This window comes from Nocardioides sp. Leaf374, assembly GCF_916862475.1.
In the GTDB taxonomy this organism is placed as follows: domain Bacteria; phylum Actinomycetota; class Actinomycetes; order Propionibacteriales; family Nocardioidaceae; genus Nocardioides; species Nocardioides kribbensis.
This window is the reverse complement of record NZ_CAKASO010000028.1, coordinates 1-23,190: the sequence shown is the minus strand read 5'-3', so window position 1 is coordinate 23,190 and position 23,190 is coordinate 1. Positions and strand designations below refer to the sequence as shown.

The 23,190-nt window shown below is 74.8% G+C and carries 25 protein-coding genes; 9 read left to right on the top strand and 16 right to left on the bottom strand.

What is annotated here, in order from left to right; genetic code table 11:
• Nucleotides 1-86 precede the first annotated feature (86 nt).
• Entirely contained in the window at nucleotides 87-347 is a 261-nt protein-coding gene (locus LPA27_RS13050; protein ID WP_056905308.1) for a glutaredoxin family protein, read from the bottom strand.
• On the bottom strand, nucleotides 344-2,038 hold the full coding sequence (locus LPA27_RS13045) for an AMP-binding protein (RefSeq protein ID WP_228942709.1): 1,695 nt from the start codon (nucleotides 2,036-2,038) through the stop codon (nucleotides 344-346). The genes LPA27_RS13050 and LPA27_RS13045 overlap by 4 nt, the downstream gene beginning before the upstream one ends.
• Before the next feature lie 64 nt (nucleotides 2,039-2,102).
• Between LPA27_RS13045 and LPA27_RS13040 the strand changes: the two genes are divergently transcribed.
• The 3 genes from LPA27_RS13040 to LPA27_RS13030 all read left to right on the top strand — a co-directional run bounded on the left by LPA27_RS13040 (nucleotide 2,103) and on the right by LPA27_RS13030 (nucleotide 5,394).
• Nucleotides 2,103-2,987: an HAD family hydrolase gene (locus LPA27_RS13040; protein ID WP_200919146.1), complete on the top strand. Its 885-nt coding sequence runs from the start codon at nucleotides 2,103-2,105 to the stop codon at nucleotides 2,985-2,987.
• A 204-nt stretch (nucleotides 2,988-3,191) separates the two neighbouring features.
• The gene (locus tag LPA27_RS13035; RefSeq protein WP_228942708.1) at nucleotides 3,192-3,968 is read left to right on the top strand and encodes a sigma-70 family RNA polymerase sigma factor; all 777 of its coding nucleotides are present in this window, start codon (nucleotides 3,192-3,194) and stop codon (nucleotides 3,966-3,968) included.
• A 205-nt stretch (nucleotides 3,969-4,173) separates the two neighbouring features.
• Nucleotides 4,174-5,394 (top strand): DUF5667 domain-containing protein, encoded by a 1,221-nt coding sequence (locus tag LPA27_RS13030; protein WP_228942707.1) that lies wholly within the window; start codon nucleotides 4,174-4,176, stop codon nucleotides 5,392-5,394.
• Nucleotides 5,395-5,464: 70 nt separating this feature from the next.
• On the opposite strand, the gene LPA27_RS13025 is transcribed toward LPA27_RS13030, so the two are convergent.
• From LPA27_RS13025 to LPA27_RS12970, 12 genes are all read right to left on the bottom strand, one after another.
• A complete protein-coding gene (locus tag LPA27_RS13025; protein WP_228942706.1) occupies nucleotides 5,465-6,694 on the bottom strand; it encodes a lysophospholipid acyltransferase family protein in 1,230 nt (409 codons plus the stop codon).
• Nucleotides 6,687-7,748, bottom strand: coding sequence for an NAD-dependent epimerase/dehydratase family protein (locus LPA27_RS13020; protein ID WP_228942705.1), 1,062 nt, complete (start codon nucleotides 7,746-7,748; stop codon nucleotides 6,687-6,689). Before LPA27_RS13020 ends, LPA27_RS13025 begins: the two co-directional genes overlap by 8 nt.
• Before the next feature lie 24 nt (nucleotides 7,749-7,772).
• Nucleotides 7,773-7,874: a 30S ribosomal protein bS22 gene (locus LPA27_RS13015; protein WP_008356322.1), complete on the bottom strand. Its 102-nt coding sequence runs from the start codon at nucleotides 7,872-7,874 to the stop codon at nucleotides 7,773-7,775.
• A 122-nt stretch (nucleotides 7,875-7,996) separates the two neighbouring features.
• Nucleotides 7,997-8,203 carry a helix-turn-helix domain-containing protein gene (locus tag LPA27_RS13010; RefSeq protein ID WP_056864857.1) on the bottom strand — a complete coding sequence of 69 codons (207 nt, stop codon included), beginning with the start codon at nucleotides 8,201-8,203 and terminating at the stop codon, nucleotides 7,997-7,999.
• Nucleotides 8,204-8,387: 184 nt separating this feature from the next.
• On the bottom strand, nucleotides 8,388-9,575 hold the full coding sequence (locus tag LPA27_RS13005; RefSeq protein ID WP_056864858.1) for an acetoin utilization protein AcuC: 1,188 nt from the start codon (nucleotides 9,573-9,575) through the stop codon (nucleotides 8,388-8,390).
• A gap of 49 nt (nucleotides 9,576-9,624) precedes the next feature.
• Nucleotides 9,625-10,542: a haloalkane dehalogenase gene (locus LPA27_RS13000; protein ID WP_228942704.1), complete on the bottom strand. Its 918-nt coding sequence runs from the start codon at nucleotides 10,540-10,542 to the stop codon at nucleotides 9,625-9,627.
• Between the two features lie 11 nt (nucleotides 10,543-10,553).
• On the bottom strand, nucleotides 10,554-11,267 hold the full coding sequence (locus tag LPA27_RS12995) for a hypothetical protein (protein ID WP_193661951.1): 714 nt from the start codon (nucleotides 11,265-11,267) through the stop codon (nucleotides 10,554-10,556).
• Nucleotides 11,268-11,317: 50 nt separating this feature from the next.
• Nucleotides 11,318-11,875: a hypothetical protein gene (locus tag LPA27_RS12990; RefSeq protein ID WP_228942703.1), complete on the bottom strand. Its 558-nt coding sequence runs from the start codon at nucleotides 11,873-11,875 to the stop codon at nucleotides 11,318-11,320.
• A gap of 10 nt (nucleotides 11,876-11,885) precedes the next feature.
• The gene (gene proC / locus LPA27_RS12985; protein WP_056864862.1) at nucleotides 11,886-12,707 is read right to left on the bottom strand and encodes a pyrroline-5-carboxylate reductase; all 822 of its coding nucleotides are present in this window, start codon (nucleotides 12,705-12,707) and stop codon (nucleotides 11,886-11,888) included.
• Nucleotides 12,708-12,727: 20 nt separating this feature from the next.
• Entirely contained in the window at nucleotides 12,728-13,672 is a 945-nt protein-coding gene (locus tag LPA27_RS12980; RefSeq protein WP_056905457.1) for a proline dehydrogenase family protein, read from the bottom strand.
• Nucleotides 13,673-13,759: 87 nt separating this feature from the next.
• Entirely contained in the window at nucleotides 13,760-14,572 is an 813-nt protein-coding gene (locus tag LPA27_RS12975; RefSeq protein ID WP_193661948.1) for a sugar phosphate isomerase/epimerase family protein, read from the bottom strand.
• Nucleotides 14,573-14,577: 5 nt separating this feature from the next.
• A complete protein-coding gene (locus LPA27_RS12970) occupies nucleotides 14,578-15,513 on the bottom strand; it encodes a Ppx/GppA phosphatase family protein (protein ID WP_056864864.1) in 936 nt (311 codons plus the stop codon).
• A 31-nt stretch (nucleotides 15,514-15,544) separates the two neighbouring features.
• Between LPA27_RS12970 and LPA27_RS12965 the strand changes: the two genes are divergently transcribed.
• From LPA27_RS12965 to LPA27_RS12955, 3 genes are all read left to right on the top strand, one after another.
• The gene (locus LPA27_RS12965) at nucleotides 15,545-16,327 is read left to right on the top strand and encodes a hypothetical protein (protein ID WP_056864865.1); all 783 of its coding nucleotides are present in this window, start codon (nucleotides 15,545-15,547) and stop codon (nucleotides 16,325-16,327) included.
• Between the two features lie 133 nt (nucleotides 16,328-16,460).
• Nucleotides 16,461-17,099, top strand: a complete 639-nt coding sequence (locus LPA27_RS12960) for a VOC family protein (protein ID WP_056864866.1) — start codon at nucleotides 16,461-16,463, stop codon at nucleotides 17,097-17,099.
• A gap of 19 nt (nucleotides 17,100-17,118) precedes the next feature.
• Entirely contained in the window at nucleotides 17,119-17,820 is a 702-nt protein-coding gene (locus tag LPA27_RS12955) for a class I SAM-dependent methyltransferase (RefSeq protein ID WP_056905296.1), read from the top strand.
• Between the two features lie 9 nt (nucleotides 17,821-17,829).
• On the opposite strand, the gene LPA27_RS12950 is transcribed toward LPA27_RS12955, so the two are convergent.
• On the bottom strand, nucleotides 17,830-18,810 hold the full coding sequence (locus LPA27_RS12950) for a LacI family DNA-binding transcriptional regulator (protein ID WP_228942702.1): 981 nt from the start codon (nucleotides 18,808-18,810) through the stop codon (nucleotides 17,830-17,832).
• Between the two features lie 270 nt (nucleotides 18,811-19,080).
• On the opposite strand from LPA27_RS12950, the gene radA reads away from it, so the two are divergent.
• Together radA and disA are read left to right on the top strand one after the other, a co-directional pair.
• Complete coding sequence (gene radA / locus LPA27_RS12945; RefSeq protein ID WP_056864868.1) at nucleotides 19,081-20,508, top strand: DNA repair protein RadA; 1,428 nt, start codon at nucleotides 19,081-19,083, stop codon at nucleotides 20,506-20,508.
• A gap of 135 nt (nucleotides 20,509-20,643) precedes the next feature.
• On the top strand, nucleotides 20,644-21,726 hold the full coding sequence (gene disA / locus LPA27_RS12940; RefSeq protein WP_200919148.1) for a DNA integrity scanning diadenylate cyclase DisA: 1,083 nt from the start codon (nucleotides 20,644-20,646) through the stop codon (nucleotides 21,724-21,726).
• On the opposite strand, the gene LPA27_RS12935 is transcribed toward disA, so the two are convergent.
• Nucleotides 21,717-22,481, bottom strand: a complete 765-nt coding sequence (locus tag LPA27_RS12935) for a hypothetical protein (protein ID WP_228942701.1) — start codon at nucleotides 22,479-22,481, stop codon at nucleotides 21,717-21,719. The genes disA and LPA27_RS12935 overlap by 10 nt on opposite strands.
• Nucleotides 22,482-22,561: 80 nt before the next feature.
• Between LPA27_RS12935 and LPA27_RS12930 the strand changes: the two genes are divergently transcribed.
• The coding region (locus tag LPA27_RS12930; RefSeq protein ID WP_228942700.1) for an A/G-specific adenine glycosylase at nucleotides 22,562-23,190 on the top strand (629 nt) is incomplete at its 3' end.

Sequence of the window (23,190 nt, the reverse complement as noted above, 5' to 3'; positions counted from 1 at the left end):
GCACGGGCGCGACCCGGGCTAGCACATGTGAGATGACCCACGCGCACGGGGTCGGTCCTGGGCGGGGCCCGGCGGCCCCGGGCGGGTCAGCCCCGGGTGAGCGCGGCCCGCAGCCGGGTCGGGTCGACGCGCCAGAAGTCGTGGCGGCGACCGTCGACCATCGTGACCGGCACCTCGTCGCCGTACGCCTCGACGAGGGCGGGGTCGTCGTCGATCCACACCTCCTCGAACTGCTCGCCGAGCTCGGCGCACACCTGCGCCACGACCTCGCGCGCCTGCTCGCACAGGTGGCAGCCCGGCCGCGAGTAGATCCGCACCCGCGGCGCCGCAGGGCTCACGGGGCTCACGGGGCCGACCCCTCGGCCCGGCGGCGCTCGGCGGCGCGCAGCACGCCCTTCTGCACCTTGCCGGTCACCGTCAGCGGGAGCGCGTCGACGACCTCGATGCGGGTCGGGCGCTTGAAGCGCGCCAGGCGCAGGTCGCAGCGGAAGCGGATCGCGGCCACGACCTCCTCGGGCACCTGCCCGGGCGCGCGCACGTAGGCGACGACCGTCTCGCCCGTGGCGGGGTCGGGGCTGGCCACGACGGCCACCTCCCGCACGCCGACGACCTCGCGCACGACGTCCTCGACCTCGGCGGGGTAGACGTTGAAGCCCGACACGATGACGACCTCCTTGACCCGGTCGACGAGGAAGAGGTCGCCGCTCGCGTCGAGGAAGCCGACGTCGCCCGTGGCCCACCAGCCCTCGGCGTCGGGCCCGTCGCTGCCGTCGGGCCAGTAGCCGCTGAAGAGGTTGGCGCCGCGCAGGTGGATCTCGCCGGGGTCCTCGCCCTCCGGCGTGCCACCGGCCTCGTCGACCAGGCGCAGCTCGATGCCGGGCAGGGCGGCGCCGACCGAGCCGGCCTGGAGGCGCCGGCTGCACAGCGTGCTGGTGACGATCGGCGCGGCCTCGGTCAGCCCGTAGCCCTGGTGCACGACCACCCGGGTGCGGCCGAAGACCTCCTCCACCAGCTCTGGCGCGAGGGGGGCCGCCCCGGAGAGCAGCAGGCGGACGGGTCCGAGCCGCTCCTCGAGGTGCTCGTCGTGGCGCCAGGCCGCGAAGACCGGCGGTGCCACGGGCACGACGCTGCACGCCTGGTCCTCGATCAGGTCGAGCGCGTCGAGCGGGTCGAAGCGGTCGACCAGCACCAGCTTGGCGCGGTGGCGCAGCACCCCGCCGAGCACGGCGTTGAGGCCGTAGACGTGGAAGAGCGGGAGGGCGCCGAGCACGACGTCGTCGCCGTGGATCATCGGCGGGTCCACCGCCGCGACCTGCTCGAGGTTGGCCCGCAGGGCGCGGTGGCTGAGCATCGCGGCGCGCGGGCGGCCGGAGGTGCCGCTGGTGTAGAGCAGCACGGCGAGGGCCTCGGGGTCGCGCAGGGGTGGGTGGGGCCTCGAGGGCGCGGAGGCCCGCAGGTGGTCGTAGGACCGCTCGCCCGGTCGCAGCGTGGCCCCCACGACGACCAGCCGCGGACGCCGGGCCCGCGCCAGCACCTCGGGGGGCACGGGCGGCGAGGTGTCGCCGGCGGGGTCGGCGGGGTCGGCGGGGTCGGCGGGGTCGGCGGGGTCGGCGGGGTCCTGCGCGTCGAGCAGCGCGGTCAGCCGGGCCACGGCCTCGCGGACCCGGGTGACCGAGCCGGCGTCGGCGAGCACCAGGCGCGAGCCGCTGTCGGCGAGCGTGCGCACCAGCTCGTCGCGACTGCCCCGGGGGTTGACCGGCACGACCACGGCCTGCACCCGCAGGGCCGCGAGGTAGGCGACCACGAACTCGATGCGGTTGCCGAGGGCCAGCATGATCCGGTGTCCGGCCACGACACCGGCGGCCCCGAGGCCGGTGGCGACCCGCCCGACCTCGTCGTCGAGCTCGGCCCAGGTGACGCCGCGGGCCTGCGGGCCCTCGGCCTCGACGACGGCCAGCTTGTCGGGGCTGCGGCTGGCGGCCAGGCCGAGCAGGCCGCTGAGACCCGCCTCGGAGGCGGCGTCGGACGGCGTCGGCATGCGGGCGATCTTCCCACACGGCGCACGGGTGGGAGACCGACGCCACATCTCCTAGTCTGGTCCCGTGACACCCCCGGCCGAGCGGCGCACGCTCCCCAACCTGCAGCAGCGCTCGACGCTGGCCGGCGAGGCCGCGGCCGCGGCCGCCGAGGTGGAGACCGCCCTGCACATGCCGGCCGACCCGCTGCGTGCGGCCTTCTTCGACGTCGACAACACCGTCATGCAGGGCGCGAGCATCTTCCACCTCGCCCGCGGGCTGCACCGGCGCAAGTTCTTCACCACCCGCGAGATCGTCGGGGCCGCCTGGAAGCAGGCCTACTTCCGGGTGGTGGGCGTGGAGGACCCCGACCACGTCGCCGAGGCCCGCAACTCCGCGCTCGGCTTCATCGCCGGTCACACCGTGACCGAGCTGGAGGAGCTCAGCGAGGAGATCTTCGACGAGGCCATGGCCCACCGCATCTGGCCCGGCACCCGGGCCCTCGCCCAGCTCCACCTCGACCAGGGGCAGCGGGTCTGGCTGGTCACGGCCGCACCGGTCGAGATCGCCCGCATCATCGCGCGACGGCTCGGGCTGACCGGCGCGATGGGCACGGTGGCCGAGACCGAGGACGGCGTCTACACCGGCCGCCTGGTGGGCGACATGCTGCACGGCCCGGCCAAGGCCGAGGCGGTGCGCGCCCTGGCGACCCGGGAAGGCCTCGACCTCTCCCTGTGCTCGGCCTACTCCGACTCCTTCAACGACCTGCCGATGCTCTCGATGGTCGGCGACGCCTGCGCCATCAACCCCGACTCCCGGCTGGCCCACCACGCCCGCGAGCAGGGCTGGCGCGTCCGCGACTACCGCACCGGGCGCAAGGCCGCCCGCGCCGGGCTGCTCGTCGGTGCCGCCGCCGGGGCCGTCAGCGGCACCGTCGCCGCCGGCGTCGCGGTGCGCGGCCGCCGCGGCTGAACCTCCGGAGTCGTCGGCACACTGCCGGCGCCACTGCCGGCGCCACTGCCGGCGCCACTGCCGGCGCCTCCACCGGCGCCACCGCACGACCCGGGGATGTAACTCCGTGTCACATTTCATTTGCCCGATTCCATTCCCACCGGCTCCGCGGCGTCCTACCATCGAGTGGCTCTGTGGGGGAGCACGTGGGGAGGACGCAGCGACATGCCGTGGGACGCCGATGACGTCGCGCGCGGGCTCGACGCCCTGCGCGCCGCGGTCGCGACCCTGCTGGCCCCCACGCCCCTCCTGGCCCCCGACGGCCCCGCCTGGTCCGCCCTGCGCACCGAGGCCGCCGGCGCCGACGACCGTCCCGGGGTCCCCGGGGCCGGGAGACCCGGAGGCTTCGGCGACGGCGACCTGGCCACGTCGTCGGAGGAGTCGGAGGCCGACCGCACCCGCCTCATCGCGCTGGTCGAGCTGGCCCGCGGTGGCGACAGCGAGGCCTTCGGCCTGCTCTACGACCACTACCACGTCGCGGTCTACCGCTTCCTCTACTACCGCACCCGGTCCTCCTCGCTGGCCGAGGACCTCACCTCCGAGACCTTCTTCCGCGCGCTGCGGAGCATGCAGAACTTCCGCTGGCAGGGCAAGGACTTCGGCGCCTGGCTGATGACCATCGCGCGCAACCTGGCCACCGACCACTTCAAGGCCGGTCGCACCCGCCTCGAGCTGACCACCGAGGACATGGGTCAGCACGACGACGCGACCGAGAGTCCGGAGGCCACCGTGCTCGCGGGCCTGACCAACGAGATGCTGGTGAGCGCGCTCGGCGAGCTCCCCGACGAGCAGCGCGACTGCCTGGTGATGCGCTTCCTGCAGGGCATGAGCATCGCCGAGACCGCAGCCGTGCTCGGCCGCAGCGACGGCGCGATCAAGCAGCTCCAGCTGCGCGGCGTGCGCAACCTGGCCAAGCTGATGCCCGAGGGGATCCGCGACTGATGACCGCCTCCGCCGCCTCCCTCCCCCGCTTGCGCAGCGTGCCTGCCCGAGTGCCTGCACCCTGCTGCGATCCCGTGGCGATCGCCTCGTCACGAGGCGTAACCTTCGCGCCCGGCGCGTCGTTCTCCCTGGTGTCGGCCCACCGCGCGTCCGGCGCCCCGACCCATCTGCCGAGCCCCTCGGCGACGACGACAGGACAGCAGGGATGAGCACCGGTCACCGCGACGCCTTCCGCCCGGCACGACGCCGCGCGGAGGAGTTCGCCCGTCTCGTCGAGGACGCCTCGACCGGCCGGGCCGACGCGGCACGCCACGCCGAGCTGCTCGCCCTCGTCGAGGCCCTGCGCGCCGAGCCCGCCCCCGAGCCGCGGCCCGACTTCGTGCTCGACCTGCGCGAGCGGCTGATGACCGCGGCGGCCTCGGAGCTGGTCGCCACGCGCACGTCCCCCGCGGTCGTCGACCGCCTCACCGTCGCTCCCCGCCACGGCCGTCGCGAGCGGCGCCTCGCCGCCGCCATCGGTGGTCTCGCGGTCGTCGGCGCGACCTCCACGATGGCCGTGGCCGCCCAGAGCGCGCTGCCCGGTGACGTGCTCTACCCGCTCAAGCGCGCGATCGAGAACGCCCACACCGGCGTCAGCGTCGGCGACGACGACAAGGGCGCGACGCTCCTGGCCAACGCCTCGGGCCGTCTGGCCGAGGTCGACCAGCTGAGCCGATCCGGCGAGGTCGAGGACACCGCGGTGATCACCCGCACCCTCGACGACTTCGCGGTCCAGGCCGCCGAGGCCGGCGACCTGCTCATCGGCGACTACGCCGAGACCGGTCGGGAGGGCTCGATCACCGAGCTCAAGGACTTCACCGCGACCAGCCTGGCGGACCTCGACGCCCTCTCGGGCCTGCTGCCCGAGGAGACCCGGGGCTCCCTCGTGCGCGCCGGCGACGTGCTCGCCACCATCGACGCGCAGGTCGACCAGCTGTGCCCGGCCTGCGCCGGCGAGGGGATCACCCGGATCCCGTCGTGGCTGCTGCAGGCCGTCGGCCGGCTCAGCGACGACGTGCTCACCGCCGGCACCGGCGCGCGCGCCGACTCCGAGACCACCCGTCCCCGTCAGCGCCAGCAGCCGCTGGGGCCCGGCAGTGTCACGGTGCCGCCGCAGGGCGGCCAGACCGGCCCCACCGAGGTGCTCCCCAGCCCCTCCCCCGGTGGCGGTGGCGGCGGCGACGACGGCTCCCCCTCCACCGGCGGCGGCAAGGACCCCCTCACCGACCTCCTCGACGGCGACGAGCCCGTCTCGGGTCCCGGCGGTGGCGACGTGGGTGAGGACCTCGGCGAGGTCGTCGACGACCTCGAGGACACCGTGGGCGGCGTCGTCGGTGGTGTGGGTGGCGTCGTGGGCGGTCTGACCGACCCGCTCACCGGCGGCTGATCGACTGCGACCACCCGGGCCGGGCCTGCCGGGCCTGCCGGGCCTGCCGGTGCCGGACGGGCGACGAGGATCAGCGGAAGACGGACTCGCGCTCCATCAGCAGCGTGTAGAGCGTCTGCTGGATGGTCTCGCGCACCTGGTCTGTGACGTCGAAGACGAGCATGGGGTCGTCGGCGGCACCGGCGTCGAACTCGTCGGTGCGGATCGGCTCGCCGAACTCCAGCAGCCACTTCGAGGGCAGCGGCACGAGGCCGAGCGGCCCGAGCAGCGGGAAGAGCGGCGTGATGGGGAGGTACGGCACGCCCAGCAGGCGGGCCAGCGACGGGATGTTGCCGATCAGGGGGTAGATCTCCTCGGCGCCGACCACCGACAGCGGCACGATCGGCACGCCGGTACGCAGGGCGGCGGAGACGAACCCGCCGCGACCGAAGCGCTGCAGCTTGTAACGCTGCGAGTAGGGCTTGCCGATCCCCTTGAACCCCTCGGGCCACACCCCGACCAGCTCGCCGCCGCGCAGCATCCGCTCGGCGTCCTCGGAGCAGGCCAGGGTGGCGCCGCTCTTGCGGGCCAGGGAGCTGACCAACGGCATCCGGAAGACCAGGTCGGCGCCGAGCGGGCGCAGGAAGCGCTCGGCCCGGTCGTGGATCGACACCATCGTCATCAGCCCGTCGATCGGCAGCGTGCCCGAGTGGTTGGAGACCACCAGGGCACCGCCCTCGGCCGGGATGTTCTCGATGCCGCGCACCTCGATGCGGAACCACTTCTCGGCGATCGGACGCAGAGCCGCCATGAAGAAGCGCTGCGTGACCTCCTGGTCGAAGCCGTACTCGTCGACGGCGTAGTCGCCGGTGACGCGACGGCGCAGGAAGGCCAGGAAGTGGGCCAGCTGCGCCTCCCACTGCTCGCCGAACAGCTCCCGGCTGGCGTGCTGGAAGGCCGCGAGCAGGTCGGCGGCCGGGATGCCGGCGTGCGGGTGCCGCTCGCGCGCGGTCACCGCGGGCCGCGGCGACTCCCCCTCGGTCATGGTCGCAGCGGGAGGCTCCGTGCCGGACGGCTCGACGAGGGGCTCGGTGGCGGGCTCGGCGGCGGGCTCGGTGGCGGGGTCCGGGGCGTCGGGGGCCTCGTCCACCGGCCCGGTCGCCGCGTCGGCGCGGCGGGCGGCGTCGGCCTTGCGTCGCACCGGACGCGGCTCGCCGCCGGCTCCGCCGGCGAGACCGCGGGCGGCCGACGACGGCGCCGTGCCCGTGCCTCGTCCGGGCCGTCCGCGGGTGCCGATGGGGATGATCTCGGCGTCACCCACGGTCGCTCCCGAGGGCCGGCACGGCGCGGGGGCCGACCGGGTCGGGGTCGGGCACGGGGAAGACCCGGCCGAGCCCGGCGAGCACGCGCTCGCTGCGCCGGGGGCCGCTGGGCATGAGGGCGGCGAAGTCGGCGAAGGCCTCCGCGGTGCTGAACTCGGGGGTGAAACCGAGACCCTCGCGCATGCGCGTGGTGTCGACACCGCGGCCGTAGGTCAGCATGCCGAGCAGCTCGGGCGACAGGTCGGCGATCCCGGTCGAGCGCAGCGTCGAGGAGAGGCGTCCCAGGGCCAGGCCGGGCAGCGGCACGGTGGGGCGCTGGAGGCGGCGTACGGCCTGCGAGAGCATGAGGATGCCGTCGCCGGCGACGTTGTAGGTGCCGGCGACGTCCTCGGTCACGGCGTGGCTGAGCGCGGAGAACAGGTCGCGCTCGTGCAGGAACTGCAGCCGGGCGTCGTAGCCGAGCACGGTGGGCACGACGGGGCTGCGGAAGTAGGACGTCATCGGGCTGGAGACGTGGGGCCCGATCACGTTGGCGCAGCGCAGCATGGTGACGCCCACGTCGGGTCGGCGCCGCGCGAAGCCGCGGACGTAGCCCTCGATCTCGGCGACGTCCTTGGCGTAGCCCGCCCGGGCGGGACGCCGGGGCTCCATGTCCTCGGTGAACATCGCCGGGTCACGGTTGCTGGCGCCGTAGACCGTCGTCGTCGACTTCACGACGAGACGGCTCACGCTCTCGGCGCGCTGGCACGCCGCGAGGAGCTGCATCGTCCCGATGACGTTGAGCTCCTTCATCGAGTTCCTGCCCCCGGCGCCGCTGGGGGTGGAGATGACGCTCATGTGGACGACGGTGTCGACGTCCTCCTTGGCGATCACCTTGGCGATCACCGGGTTGCGGATGTCGGCCCGCACGAACGACACGTCGCCGAAGTCGCCCCGGGGCGGGGTGACGTCGACGCCGATGACACGGCTGACGGTCGGGTCGAGGGCCAGCGTGCGCGCGAAGCGGCGACCGAGGTCTCGGGAGACCCCGGTCACGAGCACGACGCGGCTCACGACACCTCGACCGACCGGCCGGTCTTACTTGCCGAGCTTGCGACGCTGGACGCGCGTCTTCTTGAGCAGCTTGCGGTGCTTCTTCTTGGCCATGCGCTTGCGCCGCTTCTTGATGACAGAACCCACGGGTGAACCTTTCGAGACTGGTAGGCCCTGCGTGTCGACGCAGGGCCCGGTCAGCCTATCCGCCCGGAGGTGAGCCGCAGAATCAGGGTCGCCCGAGCAGACCGTCCCCGCCGGCAGGGCGGTCAGCCGGCGTCGTAGAAGCTGCGCCGGATGTACTCGTTGGCGTCCTCCTCACGGACGCGGAAGGAACGACCCACGCGCACCGCGGCGAGGTCGCCGTTGTGCACCAGGCGGTAGACCGTCATCTTCGAGACGCGCATCATGGCCGCCACCTCGGCGACGGTCAGGAAATTGGCGTCGGAGATGTCTCCGGGCGTGTTGGCAATCATCGAGCACCGACTTTCTGTTGCGGCACGCCACCAGCTTCCCCGCCAGTGCTCCCACGGCCACGTAGCCGTGAGAATAGGGCCAGAAGTGACTCGTGGGGAAGAGGGGACGCGAGTTGGACTGATCAGCTCGGCGTGTCGGCTTGCACGGGCCGGATCGGACCGCCCCGGAAGGGCGGTGGTCCAGTCAGGGCATGGGGTCGAGACCGTGCAGCGGGAAGACCGCCATCCGGGTCTGGTGCACCGCCCGGTCGAGCCAGGTGTCGGGGTCGTAGCCGTCGGCCCAGTCGCGGTACGCCGGGTCCTGCCCGTCGGTCATCCGCAGCGGCGCGTTGACGCCCAGGGTGTGCTCGACGTGCTCGCGCCAGCCGCCCGGCGTGGCCGAGAGCGCGTCGAGCGGGCGACCTCCCACCACCGCGAGCAGGTGGGTCCAGGCCCGCGGCACGACCTGCACCAGCTCGTAGCCCCCGCCGCCCAGCGCCACCCAACGCCCCTGCGACACCTCGTGGGCGAGGTCGTGCAGGGCGAGGTAGGCGGCGCGCTGGCCGTCGACGGAGAGCATCAGGTGCGCCAGCGGGTCGTCGGCGTGGGAGTCGCAGCCCTGCTGGGTGACGAGCACCTGCGGGGCGAACTCGCGCAGCAGCGGGGGCACGACGGCGTGAAAGGCGCGCAGCCAGCCGGCGTCGCCGGTGCCCGGGGGCAGCGCGACGTTGACCGCGGAGCCCTCCGCCCCCTCGCCGCCGGTGTCGGTGGCGAAGCCCGTGCCGGGGAAGAGCAGCTGCCCGGTCTCGTGCAGCGACACGGTGAGCACGCGGGGGTCGTCCCAGAAGGCGCGCTCGACGCCGTCGCCGTGGTGGACGTCGAGGTCGACGTAGGCCACCCGCTCCACGCCCTGGTCGAGCAGCCAGCGGATGCCGACGGCGACGTCGTTGTAGATGCAGAAGCCGCTGGCCCGGTCACGCATCGCGTGGTGCAGGCCGCCGGAGATGTTCGCGGAGTGCAGCGAGTCCCCCGACCAGACCTGGCGGAAGGCCTCGACGCTCGCGCCGACCACGTGGGCGGAGGCCTCGTGCATGCCGCGGAAGACGGGGTCGTCCTCGGTGCCGAGCCCGAAGTCGGGCTCCGCGCGCCCCGAGCTGCCGGCGCGCACCACAGCCTCGATGAAGGCGGGGTCGTGCACCGTGACCAGACGCTCCTCGTCGGCCATGGGGGCCGGCACCATGCGCAGCCCGCCCTCGCCGACGACACCGAGCTCCTCGGCCAGCCGCATGGTCAGGTCGACCCGCAGCGGCGACATGGGGTGGCCGGGGCCGAAGTCGTAGGCCGTCAGGCTGGGGTCGAAGACGACCGTGGAAGGTCCGGGGCAGACGGGCACGCCCTCGACGCTACCCCGGTGCGGCGTGGGGCCGCGCCGGGCCCGCGGCTCAGAGGTCGAGCACGGTGGCGACGGCCGCGGCCAGCGCGGGCCCGTCGTCCTCCTGCAGGAAGTGGCCCGCGCCCGTGACCACCGGGTGCTCCAGGCCGGCCGCTCCCGGCACCGCGCGGCGCAGCACCGGGGCCATCGCCCCGGTGATGGGGTCGAGGTCGCTGAAGGCGGTGAGGAACGGCCGCTCCCAGCGGGCCAGCCGCTCCCAGGCCGCACGGTTGGCCGCGGTCGCGGGGTCGTCGGGCCGGGTCGGCACGAGCAGGGGCATGGCGCGGGGCCCGGCCTTGAAGGCCTCGTCGGGGAAGGGGGCGTCGTAGGCCTCGCGTGCGCCGGGGCGCAAGGGGCGGGCGCAGCCGGAGGCGACCAGGCGGCCGACGTCGAGCACCTCGGCGAGCTCGACCGCGCGGCGGAAGTCCCACCACACCTCGGGCATGTCGCGGTCGCCCGTGGGCAGCCCGGTGTTGGCGGCGACCACCGCCGCGAAGCGCTCGGGGTGCTCGGCGACCAGCCGCAGCCCGATCAGGCCGCCCCAGTCCTGGCCCACGAGCACCACGTCGTGCAGGTCGAGCACGTCGACGACCAGCTCGCGCACCCACTCGACGTGACGGGCGTAGGAGTGGTCGGCCACGCGCACGGGCTTGTCGGAGCGACCGAAGCCCACCAGGTCGGGCACGACGCAGCGTACGCCGCGGGCGACGAGGTCGGCGACCACGTCGCGGTAGAGGAACGACCACGTCGGCTCGCCGTGCAGCAGCAGGGCGACCGGCGCCTCCACCGAGCGCGGGCCGAGGTCGACGTAGGCCATCCGCAGGGCGGCCTCGGGCGGGTCGTCGGGGTCGCTGACCTCGGCGTAGGAGGCGGGCCAGTCCTCCTCGAGCGCGGCGAAGCGGTCCTCGGGCGTGCGCAGCACCTTCACGGCCCGCTCCCCTACTTCTTCTGCCGCCGGCTGCCGGCGTGCCAGTCCTCCTGGCCGCCCACGTCACCCGGCTCGACGCCGAAGGAGCGCAGCTGCGGCTTCTCGCGCAGGCTGCGCTTGAGCTCGGCGAAGCCCGGGAAGCGGGCCAGGCCGACCACGTGGTCCCACAGCTCGCCGGCCTCCTCCTCGCTCGGCATCCGGCTGATCACCGGGCCGAAGAAGGCGGCGCCCTCGGGCGGTGCGACGTGGAGGATCGGGGTGCCGACGTCCTTGCCGGTGAGTGCGAGGGCCTCGTCGGTCTCGGCCTGGAGCTGGGCGTCGCGGTCGGTGTCGTCGAGGTGCGCGGCCAGCCCGGCGGGCAGGCCCGCCTCCTCGAGGGCGGCGGCCACGAGGCCGTCGAGGTCGGTCGGGTCGTAGGCGTCGGGCGCGACGTCGAAGACGCGGGTCGACAGCGCGGGGTAGAGCCGGGCCACCGCGTCGGGCCCGTGGTCGTCCCGCGCCTGCGCGCACAGCCGCAGCATGCGCAGGCCGGCGGTGTGGCCGGCCTCGTACTCCGGCGGGAAGTGGGCGTCGTAGTCGACGTGGGCGTTGAGCAGCCGCAGCGAGATGAAGCGCCACTCCACGTCGTAGTCGCGCTGCGACTGCACGAGCCGCACCCAGCGGCTGGTCATCCACGCGAAGGGGCACACCGGGTCGAACCAGAACCGCACGTCGGGATCGCTCATGGCCCCAGCCTGCCAGGGCGCGCCACGGGCAGGCCGCGACGCCGCGCACCTCAGCGGCGGGCGTCGCGCTCGGCCAGGGCCGCCAGCGTCAGCAGCTGCTTGCGCATCATCACCAGGTCGCCCCAGGCCAGGGCGGCCGCGCGCAGCCGCTGCGGGCGGGTCGCCCCGCGGGCGGTCATCCGGCAGACCAGCCGGCACGGCCCGGCGCCCGCGTCGTCGTCGGGCACGACGGCGTACGTCACGCCGATCGGGCCGAGCGGGCGGCTGGCCGAGGCCGTGGTGACCGCGGTCCAGGAGCGGCCCTCGTCGACGGCGAGCAACTCGTAGACCCCCAGCATCCGCTGGCCGACCTCGAGCCGCTCGGCCCCCGGCGTCAGCTGCCGCGGGCTGCGCCGGCCCAGGTTGTCGACGAGGTCGTAGGAGTACGGCGCCACCGCGGTCTGGCACAGCCAGCGCCACGTCAGGCCCGCCGGGGCCGCGACCGGCACGGCGCGGTCCATCGTGACCGCTGCGCCCTCCCCGCGCTCGGGCAGCACCGCGTCGACCGGGAGCGGCCGCGCGAGGTCGGCAGGCGTCGTGCCCCACGCCCACGGCAGGCCCGACCTCACTGGCCCGACCTCACTGGCCCTGGGCCAGCTGGCGCGAGCGGTCGCGCGCGGCCTCCATCGCGGCCAGGAAGGCCGCGCGCACGCCGTGCTGCTCCAGCTCGCGCAGCGCCGAGGCCGTGGTGCCGCCGGGCGAGGTGACCTGCTCGCGCAGGACGGTGGGGTGGGTGCCGGTCTCGCGCAGCATCTTGGCCGAGCCCACCAGGGTCTGGATGACCAGGTCGGTGGAGGTGCTGCGCGGCAGCCCGAGGTGCACACCGGCCTCGATCATCGACTCCACGACGAAGAAGATGTAGGCCGGGCCCGAGCCCGAGATGGCGGTGACGGCGTCCTGCTGGCGCTCGGGGATGCGCAGCACGCGGCCCACCGAGCCCATGAGCGCCTCGGCCTCGGCGAGGTCGGCCTCGCTGCAGTGCGAGCCGGCCGAGATGCCGGCCATGCCCTCGTCGACCAGGGCCGGGGTGTTGGGCATGACCCGCACGACGGCGACGCCCTCGGGCACCCGCTCCTCGATGAAGCCGGTGGTGATGCCCGCGGCCAGCGAGACCAGCAGCTGCCCGGGGCGCAGCCCCGGGGCGATCTCGGCGAGCACGTCGCCCATGTCCTGGGGCTTGACCACGAGGGCGACGGTGTCGGCGCGGGTGGCGGCCTCGAGGTTGCCCACCACCGAGACGCCGTAGCGCTCCTCGAGCTCGCGGGCCCGCTCGGCGCGCTTCTCCCCCACCAGCAGGCGGTCGACGCGGCGACCGGCGCGCACGAGACCCGAGAGCAGCGTCTCGCCCATCACCCCCGCCCCGATGATCGCGGTCTGGGCGGCGGGTGCGGTCTGCGCCATGCGCGGCGCCTCCTTCGGAGCTACTTCTTGGAGATGAGGGACGTCAGGAAGAATGACAGGTTCTGCGGACGCTCGGCGAGGCGTCGCATCAGGTAGCCGTACCACTCCTGGCCGTAGGGCACGTAGACCCGGACGGTCTCGCCCTCGCCGGCCAGCCGCTTCTGCTCCTCGGGCCGGATGCCGTAGAGCATCTGGAACTCGTAGCTGCCCGGCTGGCGCCCGAAGCGGCTGGCCAGCGAGGAGGCGATCTCGACCATGCGGGGGTCGTGGGTGGCGATCATGGGGTAGCCCTGACCGGCCAGGAGCACCTTGAGGCAGCGCACGTAGGACCGGTCGACCTCGAGGCGGTCCTGGTAGGCCACCGACTCGGGCTCGTTGTAGGCGCCCTTGCACAGCCGCACCCGCGAGCCCTCGTAGGCCAGCTGGCGGCAGTCGTCCTCGGTGCGGTGGAGGTAGGCCTGGAGCACGGCACCGGTCTCGGGGAAGTCCTTGCGCAGGTCGCGCAGGATCGCCAGCGTCGAGTCTGTGGTGGTGTGGTCCTCCATGTCGAGGGTCACCGACGTGCCGGCGTTGCGGGCCGCGCGGCAGATGGTGCGGGCGTTCTCCAGCGCGAGGCGGTGGCCGCCCTCGGGGGCGACGTCGTCGGGCAGGAACTGCCCGATCGCGCTCAGCTTGACCGAGACCTCGGCGTGGCGGGTCAGCCCGCGCGCCGCGAGCGCCTTGAGCACCTCGACGTAGGCCGCGACGGTGGCCTCGGCCTGGGCGCGGTCGGTGGTGTCCTCGCCCAGGTGGTCGAGGGTGACGGTCAGGCCGTCGTCGACCAGCGCCGCCGTGGCCGCGACCACGGCGTCGGTGCTCTCCCCCGGCACGTAGCCGCGGACGATGCCCGCGGAGACCGGCATGGTGCTGACGAGCCTCTTGACCTGGGAGCTCCGCGCGAGGAGCAGGAGCGGCTGGCGGAGCAGGGACATGACGTCAATCTACGACGGGCCCCTGCGGCTCCCGTGGCGAGGGCGGGCTGCATCGGGGCGGCCGCTGCCGCGCCGGCGGGCTCAGCCGGCGAGGTGCTCGCGGGCGAAGGCCAGAGACTCGGCCAGGTCGGCCTCGCGGGCCTCCTCGCTGCCGCTGCGGCGGGTGTTGATCTCGACCACCACGTCGCCGGCGAAGCCGCTGGCGCCGAGGTGGCGCAGGAACCGGTCGGCGCCGGTGGAGCCGCGCCCCGGCACGAGGTGCTCGTCCTTGGCCGAGCCGCTGCCGTCGGTGAGGTGCACGTGGCGCAGCCGCGGGCCGAGCCGCTCGGCCATCGCGACGACGTCGGAGCCGGCGATGGAGGCGTGGGACAGGTCGATCGTGGTGTTGGCGTAGGGCTCGGCCGAGGGGTCCCAGCCGGGCTGGTAGACCTCGACGCCGCGCTTGGAGGTGGCCTTCCAGGGGTACATGTTCTCCACCGCGAAGCGGATGCCGGTCGACTCCTCCAGCGCGGCGATGCCGTCGACGAAGCCGCGGGCGTAGTCCTTCTGCCAGCGGAACGGCGGGTGCACCACCACGACCTCCGCGCCGAGCTCGTGGGCCATGTCGGCCGAGCGCTGGAGCTTGGCCCACGGCTCGGCGCCCCACACGGCCTGGGTCAGCAGCAGGCAGGGGGCGTGCACGGAGCACACCGGCACGCCGTGGTGCTCGGAGAGCTGGCGCAGCGCGGTGGGGTCCTGGGTGATCCGGTCGAGGGCGACCATGACCTCGACGGCGTCGTAGCCAAGGGCGGCGGCGCGCTCGAAGCCGCGGGCGGCCGACTCGGGGTAGACCGACGAGGTGGACAGGCCGACGCGGGTCGGCCCGCCCGCCGGGGCGGGGACGGGATCGCTCACCCGGGTCAGCCCAGCACGCTGATCTGGTCGAGCCGCTCGAGGATGACGCCCTCGCGCAGCGCCCACGGGCAGATCTCGAGGGCCTGGAGGTCGAAGATGTCCATGCACGCCTCGGCCACCAGCGCGCCGGGCAGGATCTGGTGCGAGCGGCTCGGGGAGACGCCGGGCAGGGCCGCGAGCTCCTCGGGCGTCATGGTGACCAACCGCGGGATCCACTCGCGCAGCTCGGCCAGCGGCAGCACCCGCGGCACCAGCGGGCCGTCGCCGGAGGGCGCGGCCCCGCAGATGCGGGCCAGGGAGCGGAAGGTCTTCGAGGTGGCCGCGGCCCGGTCGGGGGCTCCGGCGCGCAGCAGGTTGCCGGCGTCGCGCGCGATGTCGGCGCGGATCTGCTTGCGCAGCTTCTTGATGGCGTCGTCGTCGGGCGGACCACCGCCGAACCACTGCCGCGCCAGCCGGGCGGCCCCCAGCGGCATCGACCACGCCACGTCGGGCGCCTCGTCGCCACCGCCGGCGATCTCCAACGACCCCCCGCCGATGTCGAAGACCACCAGGCGGCCCGCCGACCAGCCGAACCAGCGGCGTACGGCCAGGAAGGTGAGCCGGGCCTCGTCCTCGCCCGAGAGCACGCCGATCCGCACACCGGTGCGGGCCTCGACGTGGTCGAGCACGGCCTCGGAGTTGACCGCGTCGCGCACCGCGGAGGTGGCGAAGCCGATCATGTCCTCGCAGCCCTTGTCCTCGGCCACCACGACGGCCTGGGCGGTGAAGGCCGTGAGCGCGTCGATGCCGGCCTGCGAGACCGCGCCGTGCTCGTCGAGCACCTCGGCCAGGCGCAGCGGCTCCTTGTAGGAGTACGCCGGCAGCGGCGCCGCCCCGCCGTGGGCGTCGACGACGAGGAGGTGGCCCGTGTTGGAACCGATGTCGAGCACGCCCAGACGCATGACCTCAACGTACTCCCCGTAGGCTCGCCGGGTGCCCGAGGTCGACCTGGTGTTCCCCCGCGCGTGGGTGGAGTTCGAGAACCCCGCCGACGCCTCCGAGGTGATGCGCTGCGACCTGACCTGGCTGACCTCGTCCTACACCTGCATCTTCGGCCAGGGCTGCGCCGGCATCTACGCCGACGCCCCCGACGTCGGCTGCTGCACCCTCGGGGCGCACTTCGCCGACGAGGGCGACGAGGAGCGCGTGGCCGGCCACGTCGCGCGCCTCGACGGCCGGCTGTGGCAGCAGCACCCGGGCGGGCCCGACGCCGCCCCCGGCGCCGTCGACGCCTCGGTGTGGGTCGAGACCGACGACGAGGGGGCGCGCAAGACGCTGGTCACCGAGGTCGACGGCCAGCGCGCCTGCATCTTCCAGAACCGGCCCGGCTCCGCCCTCGGCGCCGGCTGCGCGCTGCACGCCCTGGCGCTGGAGGAGGGCCGCGAGCCGCTGGAGACCAAGCCCGACGTGTGCTGGCAGCTGCCGATCCGGCGCACCTTCCGCGAGGTCGAGCGCCAGGACGGCACCGAGGTCACCGAGGTCTCGATCGGCGAGTACGACCGCCGCGGCTGGGGCCCCGGCGGCCACGACCTCGACTGGTACTGCTCGGGCAACACCGAGGCCCACGTCGCCCCCGAGCCGGTCTACCTCACCCACGCCCCCGAGCTCACCGCCCTCATGGGCCCCGAGGCCTACGCCGAGCTCGCGCGCCACTGCGAGGCCCACGTGCGCTCGCGCAGCGCCCTCGCGCTGCACCCGGCCGACCCCCGGCCCTGACCTGCGCCCCGCCCCGCCCTGACCCGTCGCCCCGCCCCTCGCCGGGCCGGACCCGCGAGTAAAGAACTCTCGATGTCGAGAGAACCCGACCCCGGTGTCAAGCGCTGCGGGCGTGTTGTCCACAATTCCTGACATGCGCCTGGACCACCTCTCCTACGCCGCCGGACCCGACGGACTCGCGGGCACCGCCCAGCGCATCGGGCGCCTGCTCGGTCGCGAGTTCAGCGACGGCGGTGTGCACCCCCGCTTCGGCACCCGCAACATGACCCTGGCCCTGGCGGGGGGCACCTACCTCGAAATCGTCGAGGTGCTCGACCACCCCGCCTCCGACAAGGCCCCCTTCGGCCAGGCCGTCCGCGCCCGCTCCGCCCTCGGCGGCGGCTGGCTGGGCTGGGCCGTGGCCGTCGACGACATCAGCGTCGCCGAGCAGCGCCTGGGCCGCGAGGCCGCGCAGGGCAGCCGGCACCGCCCCGACGGCACCGAGCTGCGCTGGAAGCAGATCGGCCTCAACGGCCTCATCGCCGACCCGCAGCTGCCGTTCTTCCTGCAGTGGGAGGTGCCCGCCGAGCTGCACCCCAGCCAGGGCGCCGACGAGGGCTACGCGCTGGCCTGCCTGGAGATCGCCGGCGACCCGCAGCGCGTCAGCGAGTGGCTCGGCGAGACCGTCGAGGCGCCGCTCGAGGACGTCAAGGTGGAGTGGGTCGCCCCGCACGGCACCCCCGGCATCATCGCGGTGCAGCTGCAGACCCCGTCGGGTCTCGTCCGGCTCTGACGCCGGTCGGCGACGGCTCGTGAGCCGCCCCTCGCCCGGTGCGGTGCCGAGCCCCAACATCTGGCACCACACCGCCACCTACGAGCTCGAGAACACCGCGGTCGACCCCGAGCGGCGCATCGAGGCCGCGATGGCGTCCCTGCACGACTGGGCGGGGCAGCGCTTCCTCGACCTGGGCTGCGGCACCGGCTTCCACCTGCCCCGGTGGGCCGAGCGGGCCGGCAGCGTCGTGGGCGTCGAGCCCCACCCCGACCTGGTGGCGCTGGCGCGCCGGCGTACGTCGCGCCTGGCCGGCGTCGGCGTGCTCCAGGGCACCGCGCAGGACGTGCCGCTGCCCGATGCCTCGGTCGACGTCGTGCAGGCGCGGTGGGCCTACTTCTTCGGACCCGGCTGCGAGCCGGGACTGGCCGAGCTCGACCGCGTGGTGGCCCGCGGCGGCACGGCCTTCGTGGTCGACAACGACCCCACGCGCTCCACCTTCGGCGACTGGTTCCGCCGGGGCTACCCGCACCTCGACCCGCCCGCGGTCGTCGAGCGCTTCTGGTCGACCCGCGGCTGGACGCGGGTGCCGCTCGACGTGTGCTGGCGCTTCACCTCCCGCGCCGACCTCGAGGCGGTCACCCGTGTCGAGCTGCCGGGCCCGGTGGCCGACGCCGTGCTCGGCGAGCACGAGGGCCTCGAGGTCGACTACGCCGTCAACCTGTGGTGGAAGCGCTTCTAGCCGCAGCGGTCAGCTGGAGCCGCGCACGGCGAGGGTCGGGGTGAGCAGGACGCCGTCGCCGACGCGGGGCGGGTGGCCGAGCAGGCCCTCGAGGGCGGAGACGATCTCGATCGCCACCTGCTCCAGCGGCTGGCGCACCGAGGTGAGACCGGGGGTGACGACCTGGGCGACCTGGGAGTCGTCGAAGCCGACGACGGCGACGTCGCGGCCGGGGGTCAGCCCGCGCGCGGCCAGGGTCTGGAGCACGCCCATCGCCAGGGTGTCGGAGGCGCACACGAAGCCCGTGGGCGCGGCGTCGTCGAGCAGGGCCGCGCTGGCCTGCGCGCCGCTGGTCACGGTGTCGTCGACCCGGGCAGCGAGGCCGGCCGAGGACAGCCCCTGCGCGTGCAGGGCGCGACGCCAGCCCTCGCGCCGGTCCTCCCCGATCGGGGAGTCCTTGCGCCACCCGATCCACGCGACGCGCTGGTGGCCGCGCTCGAGCAGGTGGCGGGTGGCCAGCTCGCAGCCCGCGGCCCCGTCGACGTCGACCCAGGGGTGGTGGGCCTCCGGGGCGTCCCACGGCCGGCCGAAGGCCACGAAGGGCGCCCGCCGCGACCCGAGCCAGCCCGCCTGGGGGTTGCCCAGGTAGGTGTCGGTGACGACGAAGGCGTCGACCGCGGTGGAGCGCAGCAGGTCGTCGTAGCCCGACAGTGGGTCGTCGGCCTCCCCCGCGAAGAGCAGCACGTGGTAGCCGGCGTCGCGGGAGGTCTCGACCAGGGAGTGGACGAAGCGGTCCATGGTGGCGTTGGCCGTGCCCTCCTGGGCGGCGCTGATGCGCAGGCCGATCAGGTGGGAGGAGCGGGTGCGCAGGTTGCGGGCGGCCCGGTTGGGCAGGTAGCCCAGCTCGGCGATGGCCTGCTGCACGCGCAGCAGGGTGTCGGCGCGCAGCAGGTCGGGGTTGTTGACCGCGTTGGAGACCGTCTGGCGCGAGACGCCGGCCCGCTCGGCCACGTCGGCCAGCGTGGGCGGAGCGCCCGTGGGGACGGCAGGGCGACCGGGCCCGCGCGACGCGTTCCGCACCCCCACCGGCGTCTCCTGACAGCTCGCTCCGGCCGTCGGCGGCCGGTGCTCTTGATCGATCCAAGCAGAAGCATAACTTTGCCGCCGCGGCGCCGTCCCCCGTTCTCCGGGGTGAGGTCGCCGGCCCCGCCGCGCCGGGCGCGCGGGGCGGCGGGGCCCGGGCCGCGGGCGCTGTCGGTGGGGTCGCCTAGCGTGCGCCCCATGGCCAAGACCTCCACCCGCGCAGCCCGTCCCGGCTACCGCTGCACCGAGTGCGGCTGGGAGACCGGCAAGTGGGTCGGCCGCTGCGGCGAGTGCCAGGCGTGGGGCTCGGTGGCCGAGGCCTCGGCGCCGGTCCACCGCGCCGCCGCGGCGCCCGTCACGACCCCGGCCGTGCCGATCGGCGAGGTGTCGGTGGAGGAGTCCTCCTTCCGCACCAGCGGCGTGCCCGAGCTCGACCGGGTCCTCGGCGGGGGCCTCGTGCCCGGAGCCGCCATCCTGCTGGCCGGCGAGCCCGGCGTCGGCAAGTCCACGCTGCTGCTCGAGGTCGCCGCCCAGACCGCGCGCCTGCGCCACCGCACGCTCTACGTCACCGGCGAGGAGTCGGCCTCGCAGGTGCGGCTGCGCGCCGACCGCACCGGCGGGGTGCAGCCCGAGCTCTACCTCGCCGCCGAGACCGACCTGGGCGCGGTGCTGACCCACATCGAGGAGACCCGCCCGACGCTGCTGGTCGTCGACTCCGTGCAGACGATCGGCGCCTCCGGCGTCGACGGCGTGCCCGGCGGGGTCACCCAGGTCAAGGAGGTCGCCGCCGCGCTCATCCGGGTGGCGAAGACCCGCAACATCACCACCGTGCTGGTCGGCCACGTCACCAAGGACGGCTCCATCGCCGGCCCGCGGGTGCTCGAGCACCTCGTCGACGTGGTGCTGCACTTCGAGGGCGACCGCAACTCACGCTTCCGCATGGTGCGGGCCATGAAGAACCGCTTCGGCCCGGTCGACGAGGTCGGCTGCTTCGACCTCTCCGCCGACGGCATCACCGCGGTCACCGACCCCACTGGCCTCTTCGTCGAGCAGCACCACGGCCAGGTCGCCGGCACCTGCGTGGCCGTCACCCTGGAGGGGCGGCGCCCGCTGCTGGCCGAGGTGCAGGCCCTGGTGACCCCCTCCGCGCTGGAGCGTCCCCGGCGTACGACGTCGGGGCTCGACTCCTCGCGCGTGGCGATGGTGCTGGCCGTGCTCCAGCAGCACTGCGGCGTCAGGCTCCACGCCCACGACGTCTTCGCCTCCACCGTCGGCGGCGCCCGGCTCCACGAGCCGGCCAGCGACCTGGCCCTCGCGATCGCGCTGGTCTCGGCCAGCCACGGCGTCGCGCCGCCGACCGGGGTGGTGGCGATGGGCGAGATCGGCCTGGCCGGTGAGCTGCGCCGGGTGCGCGACCTGCCGCAGCGGGTGGCCGAGGCCGCCCGGCTGGGCTTCCGGGTGGCCGTCGTGCCCTCCGAGCCGGGCCAGGCCGCGCGGCGCTCGCCGGAGTCGTGGGTCGTCGACGGCATGAAGGTCCTCGACGTGCCCGACGTCGCCTCCGCCCTGCGGCTGCTGCGGCTGGTCGGGCGCGACGAGGTCCGCCCGCCGCGGGTGCCCCAGACCTGAGCCCGGGCCCGAGGCAGCGCCCGCGCGGGTCACAACGGCGTCACGACCACGCCATGACCGCGCAGGCGGGCGCACGGGCGCCTAGACTCCCCGTGGCGGCCGCCGGGGCCGCCGACCCGCACCCTGGAGGACCCCGTGGTCGCCGACCGCTCGGACGAGACCCTGCGCCTGCGCGCGACCCTGGCCTCGATCGCTCCCGGCACCTCCCTGCGCGACGGTCTGGAGCGGATCCTGCGCGGGCGCACCGGCGCGCTGATCGTGCTCGGCCACGACAAGACCGTGGAGTCCATCGCCACGGGCGGCTTCACCCTCGACGTGCCCTTCACCGCCACCGGCCTGCGTGAGCTGGCCAAGATGGACGGCGCGATCATCGTCGACAAGGACAACACGCGCATCATCCGCGCGGCCGTCCACCTCATGCCCGACCACACGATCCCCTCGGAGGAGACCGGCACGCGTCACCGCACCGCCGACCGGGTGGCCAAGCAGACCGGCTACCCCGTGATCTCGGTGTCGCAGTCGATGCAGATCATCGCCGCCTACGTCGGCGAGACCCGCCACGTGCTGGAGGACTCCGGCCAGATCCTCTCCCGGGCCAACCAGGCGCTGGCCACGCTGGAGCGCTACAAGCTGCGTCTCGACGAGGTGTCGAGCACCCTGTCGGCGCTCGAGGTCGAGGACCTCGTGACGGTGCGCGACGTGGCCGTCGTGGCCCAGCGCCTGGAGATGGTCATCCGCATCGCCCGCGAGATCGAGGACTACGTGCTCGAGCTCGGCACCGACGGCCGCCTGCTCTCGCTGCAGCTGGAGGAGCTGGTCACCGGGGTCGACGCCGAGCGCGAGCTGGTCGTGCGCGACTACCTGCCCGCCGGGCGGCGCAGCAAGAGCCCCGAGGAGCTGCTCGGGCGTCTCGAGGCGCTGAGCCCCACGGAGCTGGTCGACCCGGCCGCCACCGCCCGGGTGCTCGGGCTGGGCAACGGCGAGCACCTCGACGGTGCCGTGGCGCCGCGGGGCTACCGGCTGCTGGCCAAGGTGCCGCGCCTGCCGGGATCGGTGGTGGACCGGCTCGTCGACCACTTCGGCACCCTGCAGAAGCTGCTCTCGGCCGGCATCGACGACCTCCAGGCCGTCGAGGGCGTGGGCGAGCTGCGCGCCCGCAGCGTGAGGGAGGGACTCTCGCGCCTGGCGGAGTCGACCATCCTCGAGCGCTACGTCTGAGGACGACCGCCCTCGCGGGCCTCGTCCTGCGCCTCCTGCTCGGCCTCCTGCACCGGCGAGAGCAGCCGGAACTGCACGTCGGCGGGTTCGCCGCCGATCGCGGCCGCGGCGACGTGGTACCACCCCGGCAGCGCCCAGTCGGCCGCGCGGGTGCACTCGGCGTCGGAGCGGCGCCCCGACCACACGACCTCCACCGTGGTGGCCTCGGCGCTGCGCACCACGACGTCCTGCGGCACGACGGCCCGGCGGCACTCGCGCGTCGTCCAGATCTCGTCGTCGCCCGAGGTGATCTTGAGGGTCAGCTCGCGCGCGGAGGTCGTCCAGGTGCACGCCTCGGAGTCCAGGGAGCGCACGGCCACGTCGATGCCCACCTCGCCGCCGGCCACGGCCGAGGTCACGCTCGGCACCACCTCGAGCTCGCCGTCGTCGCACGGCCCGTCGGGCTGCGCCGGCACCGGCTCGGGGGTGCGGGTGGCGCGCGGCCGGTCGGGGCGCCGGGTGGGCTCGGCGGTGGGGCCCACGCTGGCGCCCGCGGTGGGGGCGTCGGTGGCGGCGGTCGAGGGGCTGGCCTCGGGCGCCGCGGTCGGCGCCGGGTCGGCGGCCGTCTGCACGGCCTGCGGGGTCTCGTCGCCGCCGCTGAGGGCGCCGACGATCCGCACCAGGGCCACGAGGAGGAGCACGAGCAGCAGGAGCACGATGCCGCGGCGCACCCAGTACACGCGCGCCGGCAGCGGTCCGCGGGTCAGCGACGTCATGGCCGTCACCGTAGCCAGCCCGGCCCGTCCGGTCGGGGTGCCACACCGGGGTCGCGCCGGCCCGGGTGAGAATGGCGGCGATGAGCAGCCTGCACGCCCCCCTGCTGGAGTGGTACGACGAGCACGCCCGCGACCTGCCGTGGCGTCGGCCCGAGGCGTCGGCGTGGTCGGTGATGGTCTCGGAGCTGATGCTCCAGCAGACCCCGGTGGCCCGGGTGCTGCCCGTGCACGCCGCGTGGATGGAGCGCTGGCCGACGCCGGGCGACCTCGCCGCCGAGCCCACGGGCGAGGCCGTGCGCGCCTGGGGCCGCCTGGGCTACCCGCGACGCGCCCTGCGCCTGCACGCCGCGGCCACCGCCATCGTCGCCGAGCACGGCGGCGAGGTGCCCCGCGACCACGCCGTCCTGCTCACGCTGCCCGGGGTCGGCGAGTACACCGCCGCCGCCATCGCGTCCTTCGCCTTCGGCCAGCGCCACGTCGTGCTCGACACCAACGTGCGTCGCGTGCTGGCGCGGGTGCTCGGCGGCGACGAGCTGCCGCCGGCCGGTCTCACCCGCGCCGAGCGGGAGCGGGCCGCCTCGGTGGTGCCCGACGACGAGGCCACGGCGGCGACGTGGGCGGTGGCGGTGATGGAGCTCGGGGCACTCGTGTGCACCGCGCGCCAGCCCGGCTGCGCGGCCTGCCCGCTCGCGGCGCAGTGCGCCTGGCT